Origin of the sequence: Corynebacterium sp. SCR221107, from assembly GCF_027886475.1 — a bacterium.
In the GTDB taxonomy this organism is placed as follows: Bacteria; Actinomycetota; Actinomycetes; order Mycobacteriales; family Mycobacteriaceae; genus Corynebacterium.
Genome location: NZ_CP115670.1, coordinates 746,080 through 769,196, shown reverse-complemented (window position 1 = coordinate 769,196; position 23,117 = coordinate 746,080). Strand labels below are relative to the sequence as shown.

23 protein-coding genes, 1 tRNA gene and 1 pseudogene are annotated in these 23,117 nt (G+C 60.1%); 1 reads left to right on the top strand and 24 read right to left on the bottom strand.

What is annotated here, in order from left to right; translation table 11 throughout:
* Window positions 1-27 precede the first annotated feature (27 nt).
* The 22 genes and pseudogenes from PAB09_RS03525 to PAB09_RS13310 all read right to left on the bottom strand — a co-directional run bounded on the left by PAB09_RS03525 (window position 28) and on the right by PAB09_RS13310 (window position 19,415).
* A complete protein-coding gene (locus PAB09_RS03525; protein WP_271034691.1) occupies window positions 28-681 on the bottom strand; it encodes a hypothetical protein in 654 nt (217 codons plus the stop codon).
* Window positions 678-1,016: a DUF4913 domain-containing protein gene (locus tag PAB09_RS03520; RefSeq protein ID WP_271034690.1), complete on the bottom strand. Its 339-nt coding sequence runs from the start codon at window positions 1,014-1,016 to the stop codon at window positions 678-680. The genes PAB09_RS03525 and PAB09_RS03520 overlap by 4 nt, the downstream gene beginning before the upstream one ends.
* Complete coding sequence (locus tag PAB09_RS03515) at window positions 1,013-2,764, bottom strand: type IV secretory system conjugative DNA transfer family protein (RefSeq protein ID WP_271034689.1); 1,752 nt, start codon at window positions 2,762-2,764, stop codon at window positions 1,013-1,015. Before PAB09_RS03515 ends, PAB09_RS03520 begins: the two co-directional genes overlap by 4 nt.
* A gap of 48 nt (window positions 2,765-2,812) precedes the next feature.
* Window positions 2,813-3,355, bottom strand: coding sequence for a hypothetical protein (locus tag PAB09_RS03510; RefSeq protein ID WP_271034688.1), 543 nt, complete (start codon window positions 3,353-3,355; stop codon window positions 2,813-2,815).
* 15 nt (window positions 3,356-3,370) lie between these two features.
* A complete protein-coding gene (locus PAB09_RS03505) occupies window positions 3,371-4,993 on the bottom strand; it encodes a peptidoglycan DD-metalloendopeptidase family protein (RefSeq protein WP_271034687.1) in 1,623 nt (540 codons plus the stop codon).
* Window positions 4,990-5,265: a hypothetical protein gene (locus PAB09_RS03500; protein WP_271034686.1), complete on the bottom strand. Its 276-nt coding sequence runs from the start codon at window positions 5,263-5,265 to the stop codon at window positions 4,990-4,992. The genes PAB09_RS03505 and PAB09_RS03500 overlap by 4 nt, the downstream gene beginning before the upstream one ends.
* Window positions 5,262-6,944, bottom strand: a complete 1,683-nt coding sequence (locus PAB09_RS03495; protein WP_271034685.1) for an ATP/GTP-binding protein — start codon at window positions 6,942-6,944, stop codon at window positions 5,262-5,264. The genes PAB09_RS03500 and PAB09_RS03495 overlap by 4 nt, the downstream gene beginning before the upstream one ends.
* Window positions 6,941-7,672, bottom strand: coding sequence for a hypothetical protein (locus tag PAB09_RS03490; RefSeq protein ID WP_271034684.1), 732 nt, complete (start codon window positions 7,670-7,672; stop codon window positions 6,941-6,943). The genes PAB09_RS03495 and PAB09_RS03490 overlap by 4 nt, the downstream gene beginning before the upstream one ends.
* A gap of 170 nt (window positions 7,673-7,842) precedes the next feature.
* Window positions 7,843-9,321: an SCO6880 family protein gene (locus PAB09_RS03485; protein WP_271034683.1), complete on the bottom strand. Its 1,479-nt coding sequence runs from the start codon at window positions 9,319-9,321 to the stop codon at window positions 7,843-7,845.
* A 9-nt stretch (window positions 9,322-9,330) separates the two neighbouring features.
* The gene (locus tag PAB09_RS03480) at window positions 9,331-11,010 is read right to left on the bottom strand and encodes a hypothetical protein (RefSeq protein ID WP_271034682.1); all 1,680 of its coding nucleotides are present in this window, start codon (window positions 11,008-11,010) and stop codon (window positions 9,331-9,333) included.
* Window positions 11,007-11,933, bottom strand: coding sequence for a hypothetical protein (locus tag PAB09_RS03475; protein ID WP_155895084.1), 927 nt, complete (start codon window positions 11,931-11,933; stop codon window positions 11,007-11,009). The genes PAB09_RS03480 and PAB09_RS03475 overlap by 4 nt, the downstream gene beginning before the upstream one ends.
* Window positions 11,934-11,939: 6 nt before the next feature.
* Window positions 11,940-12,575, bottom strand: a complete 636-nt coding sequence (locus PAB09_RS03470) for a hypothetical protein (RefSeq protein ID WP_025252108.1) — start codon at window positions 12,573-12,575, stop codon at window positions 11,940-11,942.
* A gap of 30 nt (window positions 12,576-12,605) precedes the next feature.
* Window positions 12,606-12,884: a hypothetical protein gene (locus tag PAB09_RS03465; protein WP_271034681.1), complete on the bottom strand. Its 279-nt coding sequence runs from the start codon at window positions 12,882-12,884 to the stop codon at window positions 12,606-12,608.
* Window positions 12,881-13,159: a TrbC/VirB2 family protein gene (locus tag PAB09_RS03460; RefSeq protein WP_025252106.1), complete on the bottom strand. Its 279-nt coding sequence runs from the start codon at window positions 13,157-13,159 to the stop codon at window positions 12,881-12,883. The genes PAB09_RS03465 and PAB09_RS03460 overlap by 4 nt, the downstream gene beginning before the upstream one ends.
* Before the next feature lies 1 nt (window position 13,160).
* Window positions 13,161-13,862 carry a DUF6668 family protein gene (locus tag PAB09_RS03455; protein WP_271034680.1) on the bottom strand — a complete coding sequence of 234 codons (702 nt, stop codon included), beginning with the start codon at window positions 13,860-13,862 and terminating at the stop codon, window positions 13,161-13,163.
* On the bottom strand, window positions 13,859-15,508 hold the full coding sequence (locus PAB09_RS03450) for a cutinase family protein (RefSeq protein WP_271034679.1): 1,650 nt from the start codon (window positions 15,506-15,508) through the stop codon (window positions 13,859-13,861). Before PAB09_RS03450 ends, PAB09_RS03455 begins: the two co-directional genes overlap by 4 nt.
* Before the next feature lie 12 nt (window positions 15,509-15,520).
* A complete protein-coding gene (locus PAB09_RS03445; RefSeq protein WP_271034678.1) occupies window positions 15,521-16,159 on the bottom strand; it encodes a hypothetical protein in 639 nt (212 codons plus the stop codon).
* 18 nt (window positions 16,160-16,177) lie between these two features.
* The gene (locus tag PAB09_RS03440) at window positions 16,178-17,254 is read right to left on the bottom strand and encodes a hypothetical protein (RefSeq protein WP_271034677.1); all 1,077 of its coding nucleotides are present in this window, start codon (window positions 17,252-17,254) and stop codon (window positions 16,178-16,180) included.
* Window positions 17,255-17,382: 128 nt separating this feature from the next.
* The gene (locus tag PAB09_RS03435; protein ID WP_244877363.1) at window positions 17,383-17,589 is read right to left on the bottom strand and encodes a WhiB family transcriptional regulator; all 207 of its coding nucleotides are present in this window, start codon (window positions 17,587-17,589) and stop codon (window positions 17,383-17,385) included.
* A 300-nt stretch (window positions 17,590-17,889) separates the two neighbouring features.
* Window positions 17,890-18,591 carry a hypothetical protein gene (locus tag PAB09_RS03430; protein ID WP_271034676.1) on the bottom strand — a complete coding sequence of 234 codons (702 nt, stop codon included), beginning with the start codon at window positions 18,589-18,591 and terminating at the stop codon, window positions 17,890-17,892.
* A 321-nt stretch (window positions 18,592-18,912) separates the two neighbouring features.
* Window positions 18,913-18,987: pseudogene (locus PAB09_RS13315) on the bottom strand (hypothetical protein); the annotation flags it as partial.
* A gap of 194 nt (window positions 18,988-19,181) precedes the next feature.
* Window positions 19,182-19,415, bottom strand: coding sequence for a helix-turn-helix domain-containing protein (locus PAB09_RS13310; protein ID WP_155895082.1), 234 nt, complete (start codon window positions 19,413-19,415; stop codon window positions 19,182-19,184).
* Window positions 19,416-19,494: 79 nt separating this feature from the next.
* Between PAB09_RS13310 and PAB09_RS03425 the strand changes: the two genes are divergently transcribed.
* Window positions 19,495-19,833, top strand: coding sequence for a helix-turn-helix domain-containing protein (locus PAB09_RS03425; RefSeq protein ID WP_318532834.1), 339 nt, complete (start codon window positions 19,495-19,497; stop codon window positions 19,831-19,833).
* Here PAB09_RS03425 and PAB09_RS03420 read toward each other — a convergent pair.
* A tRNA-Met gene (locus PAB09_RS03420) sits at window positions 19,793-19,866 on the bottom strand. The genes PAB09_RS03425 and PAB09_RS03420 overlap by 41 nt on opposite strands.
* A 138-nt stretch (window positions 19,867-20,004) precedes the next feature.
* Entirely contained in the window at window positions 20,005-23,013 is a 3,009-nt protein-coding gene (locus PAB09_RS03415; protein WP_442873734.1) for a UPF0182 family protein, read from the bottom strand.
* Window positions 23,014-23,117 lie beyond the last annotated feature (104 nt).

Here is a 23,117-nt window from a genome sequence, read left to right as displayed (position 1 = left end):
CGGTAAGTCCTACAGTCTGGCGACAAGCTATAGAGTTAGGCCCTGCTCGTTGGTCTGCTCGTAAGTAAGCGAGGTTTCTTCCTGTTGGGTGTTGCCATCTGTTTGAGAGTCGATTTCTTCCGACGGGGAGACCGTCGATGTTCCCACGCCTTCCTCAAAAGCGGCGATGGCTTCATCATCCATGCCAGCAAGGTGCAAGTCTTCGATAACCTCCGCCGGGGAAAGAGCAGTGGGCACCCGCCCGTCACCGCCGAGGATAACCTCATCAACGGCACCGGCGAGGTTATCAAGCCCGTTGCTTGTCAGCAGGGTCAACTGGCTAGCGAGTTGGTCAAAACGGGGTGTATCCAGTGCTTTTTCCCCCTCGATCTCGGAGACGGGGTCGTTGCCTTTCCAGGCCGATAATGCCTGGTCGAATCCGCGGGTTGCCAGCTCGCCCTCGAAAAACTCCTGCTCTTGTTGTGACCACTGGTAGATGGCCACGCCTGCCAATGCAGCCATGGCCAGCTGGCCAGTGCTCATCCTTGCGTAGGTCAGTGGCCCTGGCACCCGGGTGCGCGGGTAGGCGCGCACGGTAATGCGCTGGGTGGCCACGCGAGCTTCGAGCTCGCGGACCTTCTTGAGAGTACGGGCAAGGGTCAGGTCGATCTCCCGCATGGTGGCAGTGTGTCGAGTGCTCATGGTGTTTCCTTCTTCTTGATTGGGGCAGATGGCAACGGAATTGTCGGCTCATCTTCTCGTCGGCAGTCGGCAAAGACTCCCGTCTCGGACATGAGGTGGCGCATGTGATAGTCCGCGTGGCCACGGAGGAACGTTTCTAGGAAGGTCACAGGCTCGTTGACTCGCAGGTATTCGTAGCGTCGCCACAGGCTATCGAGGCGGGCGACAGCTTCGGGGTGCGCCCACCAGCGCGCCGACCAGTTCACCGAGCGAATACGCGAGCCTGTCGCCCCATACATGGGCAAAATGAGCCGATCGACGAATTCATAGACAGTTGGGAATTGAGTCTCACTCATTTCTTTGCTCCTAGCAGTGCTTTCGTATCTGTAGGCCATGGGCGTTTCCACCAGGGCTCCAACTCGGCGATCATTGGGCGGCGCTTCGAAGCGAGCACGAGGGCGCGGCCTTGTTCCATGGCCGCAAGCTCCGCGACAGTGAGGATCTTGCGTTCTTTTCGATTGCGCGAGACCGTGCGAGCAGACTCCCCTGTTCGGGAGGTGGAGGTCTCAAAGACTTCGACGTCGCCGACGAGTGCTTCGAGTTTTTGCAGCATCTTCTCGTCCCTGACGCCACCACCGTAAAGTACGAGCGCGGCCGCCGACCACATCAGTTCCATGCCGTTTTCACCCCACACCTCAGCCCCTTGAGCATAGGATTGCAAGATCGTCATCAAGATGATGCCGCGCGATCCGTAGTGGCTGTACAGGCTGGGCAGTTCTGGCCACCGCACCACGTTGGCTGCTTCATCTAAAGCTGCAATCAGCGGGACTGGCAGGCGGCCACCGCATTGCTCGCCGTAGGCCTCAGCGGCCGTCATAATCGCAGCGGTCAGGGCGGTCGTGAGCGCGGCGGCGTTATCCGCGCCTTCTTTAGACAGCAGGTACATGGTGTCTTGTCCAGGCCCTCGCACGAATGCCTCAGCGTCAAAGCGCCGCGCACCAGCTCTTGGGGTTACCCACTTTAAAGCCTCGCGCCGGCCCAAGGCCGTGGCCATCTGGGCGGCCTGGGAGAAAAGGCCGCTGCGGGTTTTCTCGGTGATTTGGTAGGTGGATTCTAATGCTGCTGCTTGCTGTTTCCACTCCGGGTAGCTGTTGAGGATACGCACCGGCGTGCGGTCAGAATCGTCGTTGACCCACAGGTACACGTCGCCGATCGGGCGATGGTCAAGAGCTGCGGCTAGGAAGAAACGCGAGAGCAGTTCCTTACCACCTTCCGAGAAGAAGGCATCTCCCCCATCATCTGCGCCGCGGGCGGCGGTCTTGAAGATGTCGGCCAGGCGTAAGGCGGCGGAGTCCATCGTTTCAGGCTGGCGCCGCACCATATCCAGTGGGTCGAAAAACCATGGTTCCTGCTCAAAACCTGCTGCGATGCGCTGCGGATCAAACACCCAGACCTGGCCACGGCTGCTGGTGACCCGAACTGTCTCATCGACAATGTCGCGCTTGTTGGAGGTGGTCACAACGTGGCCTGGGGCGTCGACAATCGCCGGAATGACCTGGGAGGTGGTCTTACCCATTCGAGGACCGAAGATCACGAGGTAGAGATCCTCCCATGTCGACCACAGGCCCGTGGGCTTGCCCGGTACGCGCCCAAACATAAGCCCTGGGTATTTCTCGGCCATGGCTGGGGTTGGCAGCCACTTCGCGGCCGCCTGCTGGGCTTCTTCCCTGCTAAAGCTAGCGATTTCTTTTTTGCTTGCCAGGTATTTCGAGGCCGTATCCGTGCGAGTAGCAGGTGTGCGGATCTGTTTGATTAACACCGTGGCCATCGCCGCGAGGATGGCCACGACGATCCAAAAAGCGACCACGGCAATCGTGGCCGTCGTCGACCAGGACCTTTTGCCGCCGATGAGTTGGCCAAGGGTTGTAAACGGATTTCTCGAAACCTCGATGCCCGTGCCGAATTGCGCGGCCGCGAGCTGGCCGATCTGAATGCTGGCGACGGTGGCGATGGCCACTCCGAGGACTGTCAGCCCAAGAATGGTTTGAACGTCCCATCCGATAGAGCCTGCCGCCCTGGGATTGTCTCGTCCGTGGGTTTTCATTTTCTCTCTCCGCGTTTGAGTGATTTGTGGTTAAACATCTTTATTTCGTCACTGTGACGTCCCGGTTTGCTGCCACGAGCTGACAAGCCACTGACCGTTGTGTTTCTCCACTTCGACAGTCACTGCGATGGAGCCCATCGGTGTTTTCTTGCCCGAGGAGTGCCAGACTTCTTGGGTAACGGTCAATGGGACTTCGGCTTGGGTGTCGTGGATGACAACCTCACGCGATTCGTCGAGGACGGCGACCCCATGGACGCGATCATTCGATGCCGCCCACGAGGACCAAGCCTTCGGTAGCACGGGATCTGGTTGGCCAGATTCGGCGTATTGCAACATGGTGCCGGTGAGTCGATCAGAAATGAGCGCGGCCGCGTCTTGGGGGCTGGCCATGGTGGCCGGTTCCCACGTCATAAGCTCGCCCATGACAAAGGAGGCGGCCACCACTGGGTCGTTGGTGGTGGGGTCTGCCATTGCGTGGGTATCGTCGTGGCCGTCGTGTCCGCCGGTTGCAGCCCTGACTACGATAGCGGCGATGATGGCAAGTGCTACCACGATCACCGCGATGATCGAGTACTTGATTTTTCTCGTCATTGTCCTACGCCTTTCTTAGAGCTTCTGATACTTCGTCATTTTTGCTGGTATAGAGGTCACGTAATTCTGGGTCTCCGCATACGGTGGGACACCTCCGTACTGCTGTACCGCCCCTTCGCCGGCGTTATAGCCAGCCAACATCAGTTGGACTCGGTCACCCTTGATGGCACCGGAGGCGATCAGGGGTGCTTGATTGGCAGCTATCTGGCACAAATACCGCCCTGCCGCGGGGATCGCGTCCTTGGGATCGGATATGTCTCCTGATCCTGGGGGGCCTATGACCTTGCCGTCCTCGCTCATTTCCGCTCCGATCCCAGCCCAGGTCGCTGGCATAAACTGGGCAGGACCCTGGGCGCCGACGCCGCTGGCAGCACCTGCCTGGAAACCGGATTCTTGCTCGAGCAAGGCAGCAATCAGGGGCGCATTCACAGCATCACAGGTAGCACCTGCAATCTGAATCGGGCGCACCCAATCTGCGGGTATGTTTTCGGCATTCAGCGCAGTATCTTCCAGACCGGTATCAACGACACAGTCGGTCGAGGTTGTCCCGCTTGAGTCTGCTTTGGGTGCCGATCCGCCCACGGGTGCGGAGCCTATGTCTTGTCCTGGGCTGGCCTTTTCCGAGGGGTTGAAGGAGACGTGCACGTGGTCGAAGTGATTGGCAGTCAAGTTTCCTCGGTCCTCCATTGCAGTTGTCTGGCCGGGATAGATCAACTCTTGGCGCCAGATGATGTAGTCCACATCGAGCGCGTCGTAGTTCGCCAGGAAATACGAGACGACGGAGTCACCAAGCTCAATCCCTTCTGAGGTTTGGTAGTTGTCGATCATGACGTCGATCGCTCTACCCTGCGGGTGATCATCGGCGACGGCATCGGATGGGCGCCAGCCTCCAATAAGGGTGACCTCTGGGAAGTTCGCTGCCACTGCACGACCTCCTCGCACGGCATTGACCTGCATGTTCGTCTCTGAGAAATAACTGACCGGTTGGAGTTCGGTTGAGCCCTTTGCTGGGGTGTTCTTCTGCGTTTTCGTTTCGGTCTTATCGGAACCTTCTGATTGGGTACCGGGCTCCACGGCCTTATCCAGCCACGCCTGCGGGTCCACCGGGTTGCGGTAGCCGGGAACGTGCACCTCAAAATGCAGGTGAGAGCCTCCCGGACCTGGTGGTGAGACCCCGCCGTTGTATCCCTCGTCAGCGATGTGCTGCCCAGCATAGACAGTGTCGCCGACATTGACGTACACGTGATCGTCAAACATATGTCCGTACAAGGTGGAAAATGTCTGTCCGTCAGCCTCGTGGTCAATGATGATGTAGTGGCCGTAGCCGCCTGGATCATCAGCAGACAAGGACACGACACCGTCAGCGTAGGCGTAAATCGGTGTGCCCTCGCCCTGTGCAATGTCGATACCCTCGTGCATGCTGCCGCCGCGTGGGCCGAAGCCGCTAGTCACGTGTTCCGTCGCCCCGCGTTCAGGCAGAGAGAATGAGCCTGCGGGCACCCGGCCATCCTGGCTTGAGGTGGAACTGCTGCGACCATCCAAACACACGTTGTCGTCGTTGTCGCCGCCGAGAATGACGACTACCAGGATCACCAGGAGCAGCAGGAGCACCAGCAAACCGCAGCCAAGGCGCTTCATGGTTCCTCGCCTCCGGTTAGCCTTAGGATCTTCTCCCGCAGTTGCTTATTCTCTGCTGCTAGGCGCAGGTTTTCAGCCACGCGGGTGTGTGGCCACTGGCCGTCTGCTTGCAGCCACTCAAACAAAGTGGTTCTCCCCACTCCCCAGCGCCCGCCGATAGCAGCTGCTGCTGCCGACGGCGAGGTGTAGTCATGCCAGGTCTCGATGAATTCCCGCATTGCGCCCTTGCGGATATGGTCAGGGTGGAAGTGGCGACGATAAGGGCTAGTCATCGCAGTTCACCAGCCTTGAAGAAGTCGTCGAAGCGGACGTTGGTGTCATGCAGGCGGAATTGGACCTCAGTCGGGAAGAGCACGGTTTGGACCGGAATGCCCGGCGAGCCATCTTTGGAGGGCTTAATCATGAACCGGCCACGACCTGGCGGAGTCGCCCGCGCTCCACGGGTGCGCGAGCGCTTCGGTGGCGCACCGGTGGACCAGCTGGTAATCATGTGGCCTTCGGCATCGGTAAACGACAACCTGGAGGAGAGAATGTCAAGCTCCGAGTTCGGCAGGCCGCCGCAGATCACCATTCCTGCGCGCTCGATAAAGCCCATGGCTGTTTTACGATCTTCCTCCGTGGGTAAGGCCTCTAAGTCCTGAAACGTGTGGGTAATCATCGACAGCGCGGTCGCATCCGTGCGGTTGAGACGGGTCAGCGCGTCCACCTGGCCAACCATGCCCGGTGCGGAAGACAAAACCTGCCACATCTCGTCGAGGACCACCGAGAACAACCGCTGCGGTCCCAGGCCCGCGTCGGCGAGCAGGTGGGAAGCCTCGATAGCACCAAAGGCATTCGACCAGCACGCCATCATGACTGCTGCTTTCATGGCTGCATCTCCTCGGTCAATCGCAGAGACATCGATGCAGACTGCTGTAGAGTCCACGTCAATCGGAGTGGTGGTTTGACCGTCGAAGATCTGGCCGGTCTGGCCGTCCAACAGGGCGTTGAGCGACAAGACGAGATCATCCACGCGGCGATCCCAGGCTTCGTCGGTGCGGGCGCGAGCTTTCTTGCGCAGCTCCGGTGTGCCCTCCTCAAGAAGATCAATCAGATCCGCGAGAACCGGAGGGTGTGCCCAGTCCACGTCCTGTTGGTTGTAGAGCTCGCGAAGGGCCGCCGAGATCAGCATGACCTCGAAGTCTGCTGGCTGAGAGCCACGCCCGAGGCTAATCAGTGTTTGCACCATGGTCACCTGGCGGCCGTGCACCTGTTCCTTGGCACGCTGGACGACCTCGTCCTGGCCGGAGGCCTCCAGATCAGGAATCACGCGCCCGAGCGCGCCCACATCCAGTGGATTAATGTGGCCGAGACCGTGGCCAATCGTAATCACCTGCCCGCCGACCTGGTGGACGAAGCCGACGTATTCGCCCTTAATGTCACCGGCGATAATGGGAACCTGCTTTTGAGCAACAGCGCCCATCTGCATCTTGCGGATCAGTGTGGACTTTCCCAGACCCGGCAGGGACAGCACGAACGCTGAGGGGTTGGCAATGATTCCTTCACGAAACCACGCCAGGGGGTCGCATCCAATTTCTGCACCCGTGGTCACATGCCTGCCCAAGGGTGTGCCGATCATCGGTGCTGGAGCCCCAATGACATTAGGGTTAAACCCTGCACCGAAATTCGTGGTGGTCTGCCATTCCTGCGGACCAGAGATCACTCGCTGCGTGCCAGCAGACGCGCCTCTGAAACCTCGTGCGCCTGCCCGCGAGAACGCGCGCTCGCTGCGCACCTTGACCGCACCAGCAGCCTGCTGTTCCCATTGCTGCTCGTCGCGCTCGGCACGTTTTAGCTCTTTGAGCCAGCGCCGATAAGCACGCCCCTCAGCAGAAAACCGCGAGGGCGCCTGCTCGATGCCTTCTTCAATGTCGACGTGTAGTTGCTCGAAATCACGCATGTACTGGGTCATGCTGCTACCTCCAGCTGCTGCCACCCGAGTACGCCGCAACCCAGTGACGCGAGCGTGGCCATGGCTTGCCGGCCCCACAGGCGACGCACGCGCAGACGCTGCTTGGGGGTTAGTTCAGCAAGCAAAGCCTGCGAAAGATCATCGACAGTTTGCCCATCCAGGCAACTCAGCGAAACCACCGCCACTACGCGCGGGGACTCATTCCTGCCAACGGCCGTGCGTGACCAGAGCCCCACCCTGACCGTGGCCAGGTCGAGGGCATCATCGGCTACGGCCATGGCCGCGTCGATCACTGAGGTGAAAAATTCGGAATCGTCGGTAATCTCGCCGATCTCGAAGCTTGCCGTGACCTGCATATCGGTCGCCACAGCGCCCGCGTGTTCTGACAATTGTCGGATCACAGGTGGGAAAACGTCCTGTTCTCCAGACCCCACGGCAACAGCAATCATCTTTGTGATCTGATCAGAGTTGAGGGGGGTCGCCGAAAGGGACAGCGCGTCTGCGGCGTCATAAGCCGCTGGTAATGCCCGCGCGATTCGGGTGAGGAACTCACCAGTATCTTTGCGTTCGAGTTTGCCGGTGGCCTCGAATGTCACCCACAACAAAGTCTCAGAGGCGCTCACGCTGAGGCAGGTGGCGATTACTGTCTCGTCCTCGGTAACGTCGTGCTCCCACTGCCGCCAGGCCCCGACTGTCGCCGCTGCTGGGTTTTCGAGGTGCAAGGCCACGCTCGCCTCGTTGTGGGTTGGTGAGATTAGTACCCCGACTTGGAATCCACGCAGGTCTCGTACTGTTTCTAGTCGCATTTTCCGCACGAGAGGGTAAGCGACCAATTCCCGTCGACCCGTGGTAGCCCTTAGCCTAAACCGCTTTGCCATTTCCGTACTCCTAGCGCGTCCTAGATCAGATCAGTTGATTCTTTGTCCCACGGCACTTGGCCGAGCCCACAGGTGGTAATAAATCCGGTGTCCTGCTGGCGAGTCATTTTCGCAAGCCGTATGCTTGCCCCGGCAGCCAGCTGCTGTACGTCTTGGCTCACCCGCTCTAACTGCTCCGCGTCGGAGACAGTAGCGGTCACAAACAGCGAGTAGCGCCCCAGTTGAGCACCGCGTGCCTGGGCACGCCGGGCAGCTTCAGTGTGTTCCAGACGAAGCTCAGCGTTGGCCGAACGGATCGACTTCGAGGAATTGGCGGCCACCATCGCGTCGCGGTGCTCGCCCTCGACCTTGGAGACACCCTTGCCTGCCTCATAGGGGCGGTAGATCAATGCGACCCTATGTCTCTCAATACGCTCATGAGGACTAAGTAGGCCAGTCAGCAGCGTGTCTTCAAAGGTCGACCGGGGTGCATCTTTCATTTCCCAGCTCACCGAGGAGCACCCCTCATGCTCATAAGCACTCGAGGTGGTGCGCGCGTAGCCAGGGCCAGCGTCCTGCCATCCCAACCCGTGCGAGATCCCCAAGACTGACAGTTCTTCCAAGTCTGCCTCAGCAGCAGGATTGACAAACGAATGCGCACGGGCAACCAGGTCATCACCATTCATAGGCGTTGCGATAATCCCTGCCCATGCCAACTGCCGGTACATACCCGGCAACCGCGTTGCAAGCTGGCCGAGAAAGGAATTGTCTTTCAACGATTCACCATCGACGTGGAAGGTCACCGCGATATGCGAGATAATCTCCGGAACCCCAATCGACAGATACTGCCCAGCCTCCCTCATGATCTGGGCAGCTACTGGTGGGACATCATCTTCGAGAATCGAATCGACTTCCTGGGCGACCAGCTGGCCGGTTCCTGGACGGTGGCCCACCACGATGGCCACGTGGTTGATGTCCCCGGACAGTGACAGCAAGGCCAGCCAGCGTGACCACTCCGCGGTCTTTTGGTTGCGCTCCTCCTGGGTCATTGGGGTCTGGCCGGTTAGCTGGCAGTCAAACAGCACCGTGGCCGTGCGCCCTGGACCATCGACGATGGCTGCAAACGGCTGGTTATCCGTGTCCACAGACTCGACCACGAAGGTGCGGGCCAGCGTGCCTGGCAGTCGGTGGAAGCCGCCAGGCACCTTGGAGAACACACCCGAGAGGTACACATCTTCGCCTGCCCGGCGGCGGGAAACATCCTGTCCGAGCATCCGCAGCATGGTCGCAATCGAGCGATTACCCCACTGCACGCTAATCAGCGCGGCAGCAAGTGCGGTAAGCAGCAAGACCACAAATCCCACACCGAAGCCGAGGCCGGAGAACTGCACAAGCAGGAAGATCATGAATCCGGCACCGATGACTGCCGTGGTGGCCATGGACAGCCCACCAAGACCAGTACGGCGCGGGGGTTGGCCCAGGGAATACTGGGGAACGATTACCTCATCTGTTTTTGCCATGATCTGCTCCTATCGGTGAACCTGCCCGGCGTAACCGCCCGGCGTGCCAATCGAATCATCGAAAATGCCCTGCGCGTGACGGCTTGCCTGTCCAGATGCCGCTGCTACCTTGGCAGCGCCCTGGGAGAGCTTGCCTGCGCCCGTCAGCGTTGCGCCTGCTCCGCGACGGACACCACGCGCGGTTGCACCCACGCCTGCGGCGACCCGGCTGCGCATCGAGGGGGAACCGCTTGCACCCGAGGGCTGGGAGGCAGTGCTCGTCGAGGCAGCGCCACCGCCACCGGTTGCGCGGGCAGCCACCCCACCGCCAGTGGTGGTGCTTGTTCCCGTTGCTGCACTCGTGGTGGTTTGTACGCCCGTTCCGGTAGCACCCTTGGCAGGGCTGCCTGCCACAGCCCTGCCAGCGGTGCTGAGCACTCCACCGGCAGCACCTGCAAGCCCGCCGACAACACCAGCTGCACCTGCCAGCATGGGCGCAGTTCCACCAGCGCCAGCTTGTGCGACAGCTGGGACGATTGCGCGCACCAGGGCAGGGGCTGCAAAGCCCGCCAGGCCAATCATCAGCGCGTTGACCACGCCTCCGGCAACGCCAATGTCGCCGCCCTGGCCGACGTTCCACAGCACGACCGCATACAGAAGCGCCGAGACTGGCTTGAACGCAATTGCTGCAATCAGGAAGCTGACCAAGTGGTTAAGGCCCTGCTTGCCTGCCTCTGTGAACGACAGTGCGGCAAAAAGTGGGGTTAGGCCGGCCGCAATCGGAGCAATCAAGACTCGAGTCACCAGGGCGAGGATTTGCACGACGCTTCCGATGAGCATCACACCTGCCAGGATGAGCATCACGATGGGGCCGAACTCGGTATCTTCGAGCCCGCCGAGGTTGACGATGCTGTCCACCCCGCCACCGAACTCACTCATGATGGCATCAGCTAAAGCATCGCTGGCGATCATCGCACCGGGGAACATGGCGGGAACTGCAATCGAGAAGATCAGCCATCTAAGCATGTTGTCGTTGATCTCGCTCATGCCCTCTTGGAGCCCGCCACGCCTGGACGAGACCAGCCGCCAGCCACCGATGATGAACGAGGCCATCAGCGCGAAACCCGACAAACCCATGACGATGTTCTTGACACCTTGGGTGTTGGCAGCCACGTCCACGCTGGAGGTCGAGTAGTCCATCCAGAACGTCATGGCCGTCTCCAACGCCTGGGTGTTGCCCTCCAGGACGGACTTCACGAACTTACCAATCGGGTCATTCCAAAACGCGGACTCATTGAACGCAACCGCTGCACCATTAAGTGGCGAACTAATGACACAAGCTGTCTTTAGTCCGAAACGTCCCAGTGACGCACCGAGACCACGATTTTCCTGGTGGTGGGCGAGGATCTCATCCCATCGCTCCTGATGGGCTTCTCGGATCTTTGCAACCTTGTCGGCATCGTACCTATACAGGCCAGCGGCCTCATCCTTTTCGGCTTCGGTAATGAGCCCATCCTCGACAAGCTGGCTTAGAACGCCACGTTCATCTTCAATGGAGACGCACTCGTCATAGCCACGCTCCAGAATGTTCTTGTCGGTGTCTGTGGAATCCTGCGCGAGCGCGGGCGTGGCCACCAGAACGAGAGTTACTAGTGCAACGACAGCTGCCGTCACCCACCGCGAGGCTGCTGTTCGAAATACGGCGATCACTGGTAATGCACCTCATTCAGCGGTGCTGGGTTGTCGGGGTCAAAAGTTCCACCGCGATCAAAGGTGACTCCAGCTTGGCCGGACAAGTCCGGCACCCAATCGCCATTGCGCCAGTACACAGGAATCGCGACCTTGATGCCGCCATCGCCGGTCATTCTGAAATCATGTCCGACCTCGACAACGACGACATTCTCGTTGCACTGCGTTACCTCGTAATAGCCAGGTGCTGGAAGCAGTCGGGGGCGATTCTTGGTGTGGTCGTAGGTTGGCTTATTCAGGCCTCGAAATTCACGATCTTCTTGCAGGGTCTCGTAGGTTGACCACCAGGCCTTGTCGATCTCCTCGCCAATGCCATCTCCAAGGCCGCCAACGCCGTATGCTGCTGCGTTCAGGGCAAGGGCGATGGCACCTTGTGGTGAGTGTGCGAAGCCTGCTGGGACTCCGTTGTTCATTCGCGATGGCCCTGCCTCAGAGTTCACGACGAGGTAGCGTCCATTCACGTACTGCTGTGTAGTGGATCCGCCAAGCACCACGTTTCCCGTCGAGCACTGCTCGAATCCCCCATCGACGAGGTCGCCTTTGCTCGGCAGGTCTCCGTCATGGTTAATGGGTGTCCACACAGGCCGCTGAAAAGCGAAATCAACTGACCACGTGCCCGGTGTCGCGTGAGCGGAGTCGTCAATCAAACCGGAAGGGTCTGGCCACGTGCGTTGGGTATTACCGACCATCGCACCTGGATAATTCGTCTCCGATGCGGCGGATGTACCCGACGTGGCAGGCGCACTCGTCGAGGGCGACTGCGCCTGGGGATTATCGCTGTTATCACCAGAGCGAGTCAGTACGACAACTGCAACAATGGCGACGACAACCAGGGCTGCGACGGCTGCGATCAGCCACGTGCGCGAGCTTTGATTCTTGCTCATTTCTTCTTAGGCCTCCTTCGGGCCATAGGCCACGAAATCCGTCGCCAACTGGGTATCGGTAATTGCTGTGAGATCGACCGCCTCATCCTGGGTGGGCAAAACCACCTTCCAGTCACCACTGCTGTGCGATAGCTGCACTGGCATCGCTGCCAAGGTGTTTCCCGGATACTCGACTGCCAAGGTCACCACCGCTTCATTCGGGTCATAGGAGGCGATCTTGAATCCCCGAAACACAGGTGGGTTATCCAGTGTGCCGTTGACGCTGACCAGGGCGCGGGCTTGAGCCCACTGGTCACGGCCAGCGCCTGGCTCAAGCAGAGTTTGGGAGACTTCTGGCCACGTCTCGTCGTCGGCACCGGCGACAAAAACCTGCGTCGTAATCGCTGCCACGACCGCACCTTGCGGTGAGGCCTCAAAGCCACTGGGCACCGAGTCGTGGTTAAACGGCCCCGAGGTCGTCGAGACCGGATATTGCAAGCCAGCAGGCCCCACCGTCCACGTGGTGCGCCCAGGGGCAGTGGTCAGGTCGTAAGCATCCTGCACCTGCGAGGACAACGTGTCACTGCCGTTGTCGGACGAGCAGCCGACCAGCAGTGCACCCGCTGCCAGGACGCTGGCGATTAGAGAGAGGGGGCGATTCATGAGGGGATATTTCCTTGTTTGAGGTTTGGATTAGGACGCCAGCCAGGCAGCCAGACTGCTAGCACTCGAAATGACCATCACGCCCAGGGCGATCTGGAACGCTCGCACGGCAGGGGCTATGGCGCTGACCGGCTCACCACGATCACGGTCGAGGACCATAATTGCGCCGACGATAATCACCGCCAGGATGGAAAGGCCTAACACGATGTAACTGGCAAAAGACAGCCATTCACCGATGGCGGAGACCACCGAGTCCGGTGGCACCCAGGTCGAGGTAGGCGGCCCCTGAGCCGTGATGAACGCGCTCATAGCATGGCTGCCACAATCGTTCCCGCGGCTCCGATGATCATGGAGCCAATGCCGATGCGCAGTGCCATCGAGGTGGCCTCCTCACTTGAGCCCTGCTGGCGCGAGATAACCATGGACGCACCGGCGACGATCACGCCGATAATCGCAATTGCAATGCCGATATACATAGCCAGGTTCAAGATGTTGTCGAACTTCGAGGCAAACTCGCCTGGTGCTTGCGGCTGGATGTTTTGTCCAGGCATCTGTGCCAGGAAGTAAACAGGGTTGAGGTTCATGTCAGGAGTCCTTTTCGTTCTTGGTGTGAGCCGCAAACGCGGCTTGGAAGATTTCGTGACCCAGCTCTGCGATGGCTGCTGCGACTTCGTCGGTCGCTGGTGCTTTTCTCAGGCCACGCTTGCGCTCATGATCTGTCGTTGCTGCGGGAGTCCATACTGCGAGCTTGTCGGGGGCAGTCACCCGGAAGTCTGGCAGGTAGGGCACTCGCCATACGTGGGTGAGATCCTCAAGCACCTTTTCTCGCTGCACCAACGGCTTCGGGGTGCGCCCAGGAGCGTCCGCGATGATCACCACACCTAAGACCTCGCAACCACCGGTATCACCTGCTTGCGACTGCAAGACGGCCGAGTGTGCGGCATCCAGGCCCGTCCAGGTCGAGCGGCACACGACCACGCAATAGCGGTGTTGGTCATAGGCCGGCCACTGCCCACCAGCATCAGCCATCGGCGCAATCACACTCGCAAGTGTGCTTGCCCCTGCCCCACCGTGGGCTCCGACTGCCCACGCAATCGGCGCGCGCTCTGCTGGGTCAGCCAGCTGCTGGTGAGCAACCGGGAGGAAGCCCTTCGCCGTGGCTGAGATCTTCCGTGGCGGGAATAGGAGCGACTCGTCCATCTCCCATGGCGGGGAAAGATGGGACTCGTCGTCTGGCCTCGGAGGACGCAACGGGATCTTCTCGGTGTCGCGGTCTACCGTGCTCATGCCAAGTCCTTCATTGCGGCTGCAATCGCATTCGAATCAAACGTGCTGGCCTGCTGCACAGTGCCCGTCGACAGGTTCTTGCCGAGCTCAGCGCCGACCACGTCGGCCAGCCAGGAGGTGGTTGCTTCTGCCGCCGACTGGCCCGAGGCCGTCATGCCTGCGGAGTCATAGGCACCTGCGGACTTCGAGACCTGCGAACCCACCGCCGCCTGGACGGCAGCCTGGGCAAGCCCGTCGTCGTCAATGCCGACTGCTTGCGCCTCCGAGGCCAGGCGACGAGCACCCGTGGTCAGCGTGCGCTCGTTGACTAGATCCGTGGCAGCACTCGACGCAATCAGCAAGGCAGCGCCAGCACCAGCGGCAGGCGAAATAGCACTCGCTGCTGCGATCTGGGCGATGTTCTCGGGCTTGACGACTTCCTTAGCGACCGTGACACCGGCAGCCAAGGCCATGCCACCAATCTGCATACCAGCGCTGACGAGACGCTGCTGCATCTCTGTTTGATCCACCGGGGCCGCCGACTCGGTGGCAATGCGTCCAATGAGGGTTTGGCTCGGGCTGCTAGCCGCCTTGAAACTAAACCCACCATCGCCGAACTGCACATCTTCGGCCAGGGTCTCAACACTCGCCAGTACGACGGCTGGGCCAAGGGTATCGGTGACATAAGCCAGTTGAGCCTCCGGGGCCTTGCCTGCGGTTGCCTCCATGCCGTTGGACACCAGTCGGCCCAGTGGGGTATCGCTTGCCAGCGAGCACGCCACATCTCCGGTCGCACACCAGGACACCGCGCGATCAGCCAGCTTTCCGTAAGTGCCCGAATCAGCGCCAACCGTCTGCCCGGTCACCGTTGCCACACCAGCACCGCTTGCTGGGGTCACATCCCAATTCTGGGAGGCACCAGCAGGAGCAGACGCACCGTTAGCCACCACCGGCTGGTCGGCAGCGCGCGAGGGATCAGCGAACATGGCCACGCCAATAACCTTGGAGGAATCAATCAGATCCCCTGTGCCAATTTTCTTCGAGACAATCGAGACGGCCTGCGCGCCCTGGCCCACACCCAACAGGCTGACCTTGGTATCAGGGCACTGCTCGGAAATCTCAGCCAACACCGACTCGGTATCATCGACGGCCTGCTGGATCGACTCCTCATAAGCGGGAGTGGTATCCGGGCCGGTCACCCCAGGGATATAGGCGCGGGTGTCTTTGGTCGAGGCCACCGAAATCACCGTGCGCCCCACATTCACGCTGCTATCGTCTGAGTCAGTCTCGGTTGCTGGAGCCTGCGAGGTGGGGGTCGCAACCGTTGAGGTTGCCGACGTAGTGGCAGACTGCGTGCCCCACACATCCGGCTTCCAGGAACCAGAACCCGCGTCGGCAGTGGCCGTCGCGGTCGGTGTGGGCGCGGTAAAGCCTGCGTCCACTGCTGCCGTGGTGTCGTCGTTGGCAGCCTCCAAAATGGGGTCAGTGACCTCGGCGAGGAAACCCGCATCAACATTGCCCAAAGTGGAGTCGCTGGCATCGTTGACAATCACCAGCTGCACACCAGGGCAGGCACGCTCTGGGGCATCCTCGGCAGCTGCTGAGGGGACAACGACGATGGTCGAGGCCATCGCTGTCAAAGCTGCCAGTCCAATGAGATTCTTCATCGAGGACCGTCCTTATCGAGTTGTAATATCAACGATCTGCCATTCCCCGGACTCGTTTTGAGCCCCGGAAACGGTTTGTTGGTACGTCTGTGAGGAGCCATCGGCGAAGGTGACCATGAGATCCACATCCACCGAATCGTCCTTAACCGGGGCCATCACCGCGCACCAGGACGAGCCCTCGGCTGCGGCATCGGGCAAAATCGTTGCCCAGTCCTGGTCTTGCATCCAGGAATCAGGGGCAAGCAGTTGCTTGACGGTCTCCGCATCTTCGCTGTAATAGGCGGTTTGCCACTTCGAGATGGTCCCGCGCAAGGTCGTATCAGCCACCGAGAGGCGCACTTCGCCTTCTTCTGGTTCGCACTGCCCGGCCACAGCGATCTGCCCGGCAGGGTCCACCGTCATGGTTGAGGTGGCACCCGTGGCCGAGTCCGCATCATCGCCACCGGTCGCACGCATGAGCACCAGCGAGGCTGCAATCACAACCAACAGCAGTGCTCCCAGCAATCCCATCACCTGCAAGGCAGATGCGGAGATGCCAGTGGAAGTCTTGACCTTGGTGGAGGTGGCCTTTTCACGCTTGGGCTTTTCCGCCTTGGGCGCGGCAGGCTCCTCCGCCTGGTTTTGTTCTGCTTCGTCAAACCACGAGTCCATGTTCAACCCCTTTGGTGCTTAGTGAGCTTCAAACCAGGTCGTGACCTGGCCAAGCGGCGTATCGGTTGCGTTCTGTCCATCCGGGGTCTGTGCCAGGGTGTCCTGCACCGCCTGGTTGAAGTCCGCGTTGGCCTGGTTGACTGCCGCATTCACGGAATCAAGCACATCTGCCGGGACGACAGACTCCACAGCCTGGTTGACAGCGTCGGTGACCTCGACCGGGATCACCGGAGCAACGAAGCTGGTCTCCACGCCACCGTTGTTGACGGTGACGTTCTGGCCTGCGACAGTCACGCTCAGCTCAGCAGCGGGAGCATCCCCGACCGGCTGGCCGGAAACGTTGACGACCGTCTGCTCAAGGGTGGACTCGAACGAGATCGCACCCGTGCCCTGCGCGGTATCAATCGACGCACCGGTGGACACCGAGGTGATCCCCGGAGCAGCGGCAGGATCAGTGCCCGGATCAGGATCAGGGCCATCGCCGTCCACGTCAGGGACATCGGCCAACGTCAAGTCGGAATCATCACCACGAACGGCATCCGGGGTGTGCTTGTCCTGGACTTCCTGGCGCACGTCGCCGTCCTGGTCGATGACCGTCGCCAACTCGTAAGCAGCAACCTCGTCGGCATGCTCAGTGCGCACAGACGGAGTCTCGACCTCAACAGCCGGGGAGGCGACCTCATCGCGTACCGAGGTGGTCGTCTCAGAAACCGTCGCCTTGTCCGCCTGCGTCGGAGTCTTAGTGGTCGACTGCGAAGCCGTCGCCGGAGACGACGCAACAGCCGGAGTCACATTCGTCGCTGGCTTGGTAGCCGGAGCCTCTGCCTGCTCGGAGTCCTTCTCCGCAACAGCAGGCTTCGTGTCCTTGGTGGACTCCTTGTCCTCGGTTGGCTCCTTCGTCGCCTCAGAGTCCTTCTCAGCCGTGGTACCCGTGGTCACAGTCTTGGTCGTGCCCGGCTGTGCCACCGCCTGCTTGTCAGGGCGCACCGTGCCCGGCTGCGCCGGGGCTTCGGCTGCCCACGCCATCGCAGGTGACAGCAGCGAGGACGCGAGAGTAGCCAGCAAAACGCCAGCCCTAACGCCTCGATTGTTCATGTCTTTCTCTCCTTCGGAGGGGTTTTAATGGCCATGGATGATCTGACAGATGTCAACGCATCCATGGCACAGTTTCGCTTTGTCGAAAAACACAGTCAATGCCCTGTTATGCAGGGATAACAATGGGTTTATGCACTTGCTTTTCGTCGAGCTAACCCACTGGTTAGACTGTTGGGTGGCGCGCCGACACCGCGCCCGTCGCTCCTCACCTTCGGGTGGGGAGCGGTCGTGTTTGTTGGGCGGAAAAGCCTGCCACCCCAAATGCCAATCTCGCCGGAATCCTCGGCAAAACTCGCGCACAATGCACGAACCGGGCAAGCCTGACAAACGCTCATCGCCTCCGCGCGTCGCTGGTCACGCTCGCCAGGAGTCTCCCCATGCACGGAAAGATCCCACAGTTCGGGATACCAAATCTCGAACGTGCACAAACCCTCAACAAGCAAACGCACAGGTAGACGGTTAAACGATTGCAGGCTGTAGGGGCCTGGCCCGTGGTGGTTGGTGGAGTCATGACCGACACTCATGACGCATCCTTTCGTTGTGACTTTCGGCTCGATCAGCACCGACCGAGCCCTGGAATCGGCGCGCAGCCCACCCGAGCTACACGCCACCTACACCCAGCGAGGGAAGCTGGGTCAGGCAAGCAGGTAGCGCTCGATGCCGACAGCCGCCGCGAATTCCCAGCGGTTATCGCCGTGCCAGCTGCCCTCAGCGCGGGCATGGTGGAAATCCGCAGCCAAAGCCCCACAGTCGAGGTCCTTGCGGGTGACCACCCGACCGTTGACAAGCTCATGTGACCACTCAGCGACCTCGTGGGTCTCTGACTCGGGCGCAAACGTCGTTCCCGCTGGTGGAGCAGCATCCACAGGGGTGTCGTCGCGCAACCTGGCCTTGACCAAGGCCACCAGCGAGCGCACGTGCTTCGGCAGCTCACGAGACCGCAAAACCGCAGCGAGCTGAGGGCGCGTCCAGCCAGCATCCAGCCGCTCAGCGATCATCTCGCCAACCTGGGCCAGCGCCGTGGGAGCCATCGCCTGCATCGGCTCTGGAAGCACCTCGCGCGCCAGGCCGACGAGCTCGTCCTGCGACCACGAAGAATCCTCCACCGCAGGCGCAGGGTCTTGCACGGGAGCTACGGGCATCGCCTGGGGCTCAGGTTGCGTGCTGGGCACCACACCCTCGCCCACTCCGAGAGCCACGAGCAAGGCCGAGCGTTGGGCGGGCGACAGCCCCGCCACAACGTCTCCGAGATCGAGAGAGTCTTCCCCCTCCCCCGGTGCGCCGTCAGGTGCACCGCCCAGCGGCGCAGCCGCCCACTCCGCCTCGCCCGACTCCACGGGGGGTTGGGGGGAAGGGACTGGTGGTTCTATAACTGGTGGTTCATTAAGTGCAACAGGATGCACTTTCGAAAGGGGTAAATTTGCACTTTCGAAATTCGAAGGTGCAAATCTTGCACTTTCATTGTGACCTGCGCTTTCTTTCGAAGGTGCAGATTTTGCATCTTCGAGGCTGTAGGTCTTCCCAACGTGCAAAATGTAGCGATTGGACGTGCGTCGAACCCCCGAGTGGCCGTTGCTATAAACGCGGCGTTCGACCGAAATCAGCCCCAGCGATTGAAGCTCTTTGAGATACGCGACGACAGAACGCTTGGAGCAGCGCGCCCTCTTAGCGATCTTGTCCTGGCCGGGAAAACAACTGTTGCGCTCATCGGCAAAATCGGCGAGAGCAATCATGACAAGTGATGGCCCCGGCTTGAGCCCTTGCAGGTCGTCTAGAACCCAGGCCACTGCTTTAGTACTCACTGTGCGCCACCTCTACCGTTGCGCGAGGGCAGGTACCCCCGTAGACTGGGCTTAGATTTGTTGCGCGAGTCAACACGCGAATCTTTTCGACCGTCCCCGGTGCAACGGGGACGGTCCTTTTGTTTCTAGTCACTGTTGACCTCCCGCTCCTTGGGAAGTTCGAATGATTCCATTAGATGGTCAAGACCTGATTGAGGTATTTGCCACCGATTGCCGGGGCTCCTTCGTGCTCCGGGGACCTTCCCACTGCGAATCCAATTGCGCACCGTCTCAGGGGTGGGATTACCCGGCAATAGCCCAGCAACCACCGGAGGCGAATACCACTTTTCCTCGCCTTCACAACTTTTTGTTTCACCCATAAACAGAAGGTTAACTACTGTGGTGTAATTTTGCAATCTTTTGTTGTTTTTGATTCTTTTGAGTGCTAAATTTCATCTCATGGCAACAATGAAACAGCTACCCAGGAATAGCTACTCTGCTGATGAGGCAATCGGAATCACGATCAACGATCTAATGTTTCGCAACAAGGTCACGCGCAAGCGCCTCGCGGAGGTTCTCGGAATCACATCCCAGGCAGTTAGCCGCAAGGTTCTCGGCCAAGTTGGCTGGAGTGTTCAAGACCTCTTTACAGTTGCGGACTTCTTCGGCCTTGAAGTTGCAGACCTACTCCCCCGAAAGGTCAATGCAACAAAAGAAACCCCCGATTCGTTTTCACGAACCGAGGGTTCCGGATTAGTAGCGGGGGCAGGATTCGAACCTACGACCTCTGGGTTATGAGCCCAGCGAGCTACCGAGCTGCTCCACCCCGCGACGCGTTGCAAGTGTTCCTTGCGACGTTTTATAACTATAACCGTGGGGGCCGAAAAAGCCAAATCCCCAGCCCAGCGAGCAATTCGCTTCGCCTTGTGGCCTGGGGATCTGGGATTGTTTTTGAGCTTTGCTGAAAAACTAGCTCTGTGGCTCCTCCGTTGCCGGGGCTTCGGAAGACGGTGCCGCCTCAGCCGACGTGGTGGCTAGATTCTGGTATTCCTGCACCGCCTTATCCAACTCGTCGATGGCGCGGCCGTACTCCTCCATCGAACCGGACTTAGCGGAGTTAAGGTTCTCCAGTGCCTCATTAATCTTGTCAATAGCCTCACCTTGCGTGCCGGAGCCGCTAGCAGGCTGATTCGAGTCCCCGGTGGCCTCGGCAGGATCGGAGGTGGTCACCTCGCCAGCCTCATCCAGGTCCTGAGCGGCCTTCGGGTCAATGCCCACCTGTGCCAGCGCCTCAGAAATGGTCGGTGCATAACCAACTTGACCGCGGTAGCTGACCAACACACGCAGCAGCTTCGGGAACGCCGAGGCCTGATTGAGTCGCTTGGAGTAAATCGGCTCCACATAGAGGATCTCGTTCTTACCCACCGGCAGTGTCAGCAGGTTACCGCTGATGATCTCATTGGAGCCCTTCCACAGCGTGCTGTCAGAGGCAAACTGATCCGAAGAGGTCATCGTGTCCTGAACCTGCTTCGGGCCCTGCGTCTGCGTGTCGGTCGGCAAGACGCGAACGGTGATCTTGCCGTAGTTGTCCGGATCCGACGAGGCGGTCATGTGCGCTGCCAGGAACTGGCGGTTTAAGCCACGGAAGGCAGTGATCAGCTGGAAGCTGGACTTGCCGGTATCCGGGTCGGCGGCGACCACGTAGTACGGGGGCTGGTTTGCCTTGTTGGCCTCATCCGCGGTGGGATCTTCCGGCACGGACCAGAAGCGGTCATTGGTAAAGAACTCACGAGCATCGTCGACGTGGTACTTCGACAGCATCGCACGCTGCACCTTGAAGATATCCTCCGGATAGCGCAGGTGGTTCATCAGCTCGTCGGAGATCTCCGACTTCGGCTGCACCGTGCCCGGGAACACGCCCTGCCAGGCCTTGAGCACCGGGTCGGATTCGTCGAAGGCATACAGTTGCACCGAGCCGTCGTAGGCGTCGACCACGGCCTTGACCGAGTTACGGATGTAACCGACCTGATCGAACATCGACAGCTGCTGGGCCGCGCCGACGGAGCCGGAGGTATCCAGTGTGGTGGTCGACAAACTCGTGCGCTCAGCGTACGGAAGCGAGCTCAACGTAGTGTAGCCGTCCACGATCCACTTGATGCGGCCGTCAATGACTGCCGGGTAGGTGGTGGAGTCGGTGGTCAGCCACGGGGCGACCTTGTGGACGCGCTCACGCGGGTCCCGGTCGTAGAGGATCTTGGACTCGGAGTTCACGCGATCCGACAGGATCAGGTTCATCTCCTGATAGCGCAGCGCGTACGCCGTGCGATTGAAAACGTTGCCGATCCCCACGCCGCCTTCACCGGCATAAGTGTAGGTGGAGGAATCAGAGTCATATTCCACGCTATTGCCGTCAGCAGAGCCCACCACTGCGTAGTCAGCCCCGTCCTGTGCCGAGGCAATCACCGGACCGTAGTAGATGCGCGGCTCGGTGACCTCGATGCCCACCTGTTCGGCTTCCTGGTTGGTAGCCTGCAGATCGGAGACGGTGTAGACCGGGTAGCCACCGCGGGCGGATCCGACGTCGCGGGCGACCTCATCGACCTGGTTGGCCTGGGCGGCCACGAAGCCATTGCCATGGGTGTAGACGGTGTGGCGGTTGATCCAGTCCCGCTGGTTGTCCTGCAGCGAGTTCGGGTTGATCTCACGGGCGGCAACCACAAAGTCGCGCAGCTCGCCGTCGATGACGTAGCGATCCATCGACAAAGAGTCGGGGAAGCCGTAGAAGTTCTTCAGCTGCTGCTGCTGAGTAAACGTCGGCGACAACACCTCTGGGTCCAGCAGGCGGATGTTATTGATCGTCGCGGTATCCTGAGAGACCTCCGAGGTGCGATCTTTCGATTCCGAATCAGAGCTGACGGAGGCACCCCAGTTGTCGATGTAGTTGACCTTGTCATCGGTGATGCCGTAGGCAAAGCGGGTGGCCTCAATATTGCGGGAGATGTATTCCGATTCCTTTTCCGCACGGTTCGGGCGCACCGAGAACTGCTCCATCAGCAGTGGCCACACCGAGCCGATGACGATGCCGGACAAGAGCATGAGCACGGTGGCCACTGCCGGGATCCGCAGATCCTTGATCACGATCGCGGAGAAGAAGCTGGCCGCGACCACCACCGCGATGATCATGAGGATGATCTTCGCCGGCAGCACCGCATTGATGTCGGTGTAGCTTGCACCGGTGAAGGTTCCCTGATTGCGGTTGAGGAGATCGTATCGGTCGAACCAATAACCGACGACCTTCAATAGCATCCAGGTTCCTGCCCAGACTGCCAACTGGATGCGGGCATTATTGCTCACGTGCCCACGCACACCGGCGGCCTGATTGCCAATGCGGATGCTACCCAGCAGGTAGTGTCCAACAAGGGTGATGAAGAAGGCCAACGCCACCAAGATGGTGAACGTGCTCAAGATGAGACGGAAAAATGACAGATCGAAGGCGTAGAAACCGTAATCCATGTGAAATTGCGGGTCCTGCACGCCGAAGCTTTGCCGGTTGAGGAATAGCTGAACCGTGCGCCACGAGCGCTGCCCCAGCACGCCGGAAAGCAGACCGACGAAAAATGGCAGCCCCACGAGGAAACGCTTGACCGTTCGATCCAGTGTGGCGCGGTACCCCGCCATCGGACCGTCGAGGGTGAGCGTTTCTAGTTCATCGGGCCTGCCCCTAAACGTCAGCCAGCCTGCAAGCCACGTGATGAACGCGCCGAGGGCCGCAAAGATCACAAAGAGGAGGACGCGGGACAGGATTACCTTGTTAAACACCCCCCTAAAGTCCAGCTCACCGAACCACAACCAGTCGGTGTAAAAACCGACGATCGTGGGGATGAGACCGACGATGACCAACAGCACGACCAGTGTCGTGCCCAAGGCCCGCGGCGGCCGCCGAAGTTGCGGGGACGGAGGGTTCATGGACGAAGCCAACTCCTGCTCTCCTTTTCCATTCTGGGCAGTGGTGTACTTTACTGTCATTGGCACAACGTTGCGGCACCGAAAGCCGTTCCCCCTTCCCAGTAAGAAGGAAGCAA

Coding starts and splice junctions, on each gene's coding strand:
- PAB09_RS03525 (WP_271034691.1), bottom strand. CDS start 681: ATGAGCACTCGACACACTGCCACCATGCGGGAGATCGACCTGACCCTT.
- PAB09_RS13310 (WP_155895082.1), bottom strand. CDS start 19,415: ATGGGTGAAACAAAAAGTTGTGAAGGCGAGGAAAAGTGGTATTCGCCT.
- PAB09_RS03425 (WP_318532834.1), top strand. CDS start 19,495: ATGGCAACAATGAAACAGCTACCCAGGAATAGCTACTCTGCTGATGAG.
- PAB09_RS03435 (WP_244877363.1), bottom strand. CDS start 17,589: ATGAGCGTTTGTCAGGCTTGCCCGGTTCGTGCATTGTGCGCGAGTTTT.
- PAB09_RS03505 (WP_271034687.1), bottom strand. CDS start 4,993: ATGAAGCGCCTTGGCTGCGGTTTGCTGGTGCTCCTGCTGCTCCTGGTG.
- PAB09_RS03455 (WP_271034680.1), bottom strand. CDS start 13,862: ATGAGCACGGTAGACCGCGACACCGAGAAGATCCCGTTGCGTCCTCCG.
- PAB09_RS03450 (WP_271034679.1), bottom strand. CDS start 15,508: ATGAAGAATCTCATTGGACTGGCAGCTTTGACAGCGATGGCCTCGACC.
- PAB09_RS03440 (WP_271034677.1), bottom strand. CDS start 17,254: ATGAACAATCGAGGCGTTAGGGCTGGCGTTTTGCTGGCTACTCTCGCG.
- PAB09_RS03475 (WP_155895084.1), bottom strand. CDS start 11,933: ATGAGCAAGAATCAAAGCTCGCGCACGTGGCTGATCGCAGCCGTCGCA.
- PAB09_RS03495 (WP_271034685.1), bottom strand. CDS start 6,944: ATGACCCAGTACATGCGTGATTTCGAGCAACTACACGTCGACATTGAA.
- PAB09_RS03485 (WP_271034683.1), bottom strand. CDS start 9,321: ATGGCAAAAACAGATGAGGTAATCGTTCCCCAGTATTCCCTGGGCCAA.
- PAB09_RS03460 (WP_025252106.1), bottom strand. CDS start 13,159: ATGAACCTCAACCCTGTTTACTTCCTGGCACAGATGCCTGGACAAAAC.
- PAB09_RS03520 (WP_271034690.1), bottom strand. CDS start 1,016: ATGAGTGAGACTCAATTCCCAACTGTCTATGAATTCGTCGATCGGCTC.
- PAB09_RS03500 (WP_271034686.1), bottom strand. CDS start 5,265: ATGACTAGCCCTTATCGTCGCCACTTCCACCCTGACCATATCCGCAAG.
- PAB09_RS03465 (WP_271034681.1), bottom strand. CDS start 12,884: ATGAGCGCGTTCATCACGGCTCAGGGGCCGCCTACCTCGACCTGGGTG.
- PAB09_RS03445 (WP_271034678.1), bottom strand. CDS start 16,159: ATGGACTCGTGGTTTGACGAAGCAGAACAAAACCAGGCGGAGGAGCCT.
- PAB09_RS03510 (WP_271034688.1), bottom strand. CDS start 3,355: ATGACGAGAAAAATCAAGTACTCGATCATCGCGGTGATCGTGGTAGCA.
- PAB09_RS03470 (WP_025252108.1), bottom strand. CDS start 12,575: ATGAATCGCCCCCTCTCTCTAATCGCCAGCGTCCTGGCAGCGGGTGCA.
- PAB09_RS03515 (WP_271034689.1), bottom strand. CDS start 2,764: ATGAAAACCCACGGACGAGACAATCCCAGGGCGGCAGGCTCTATCGGA.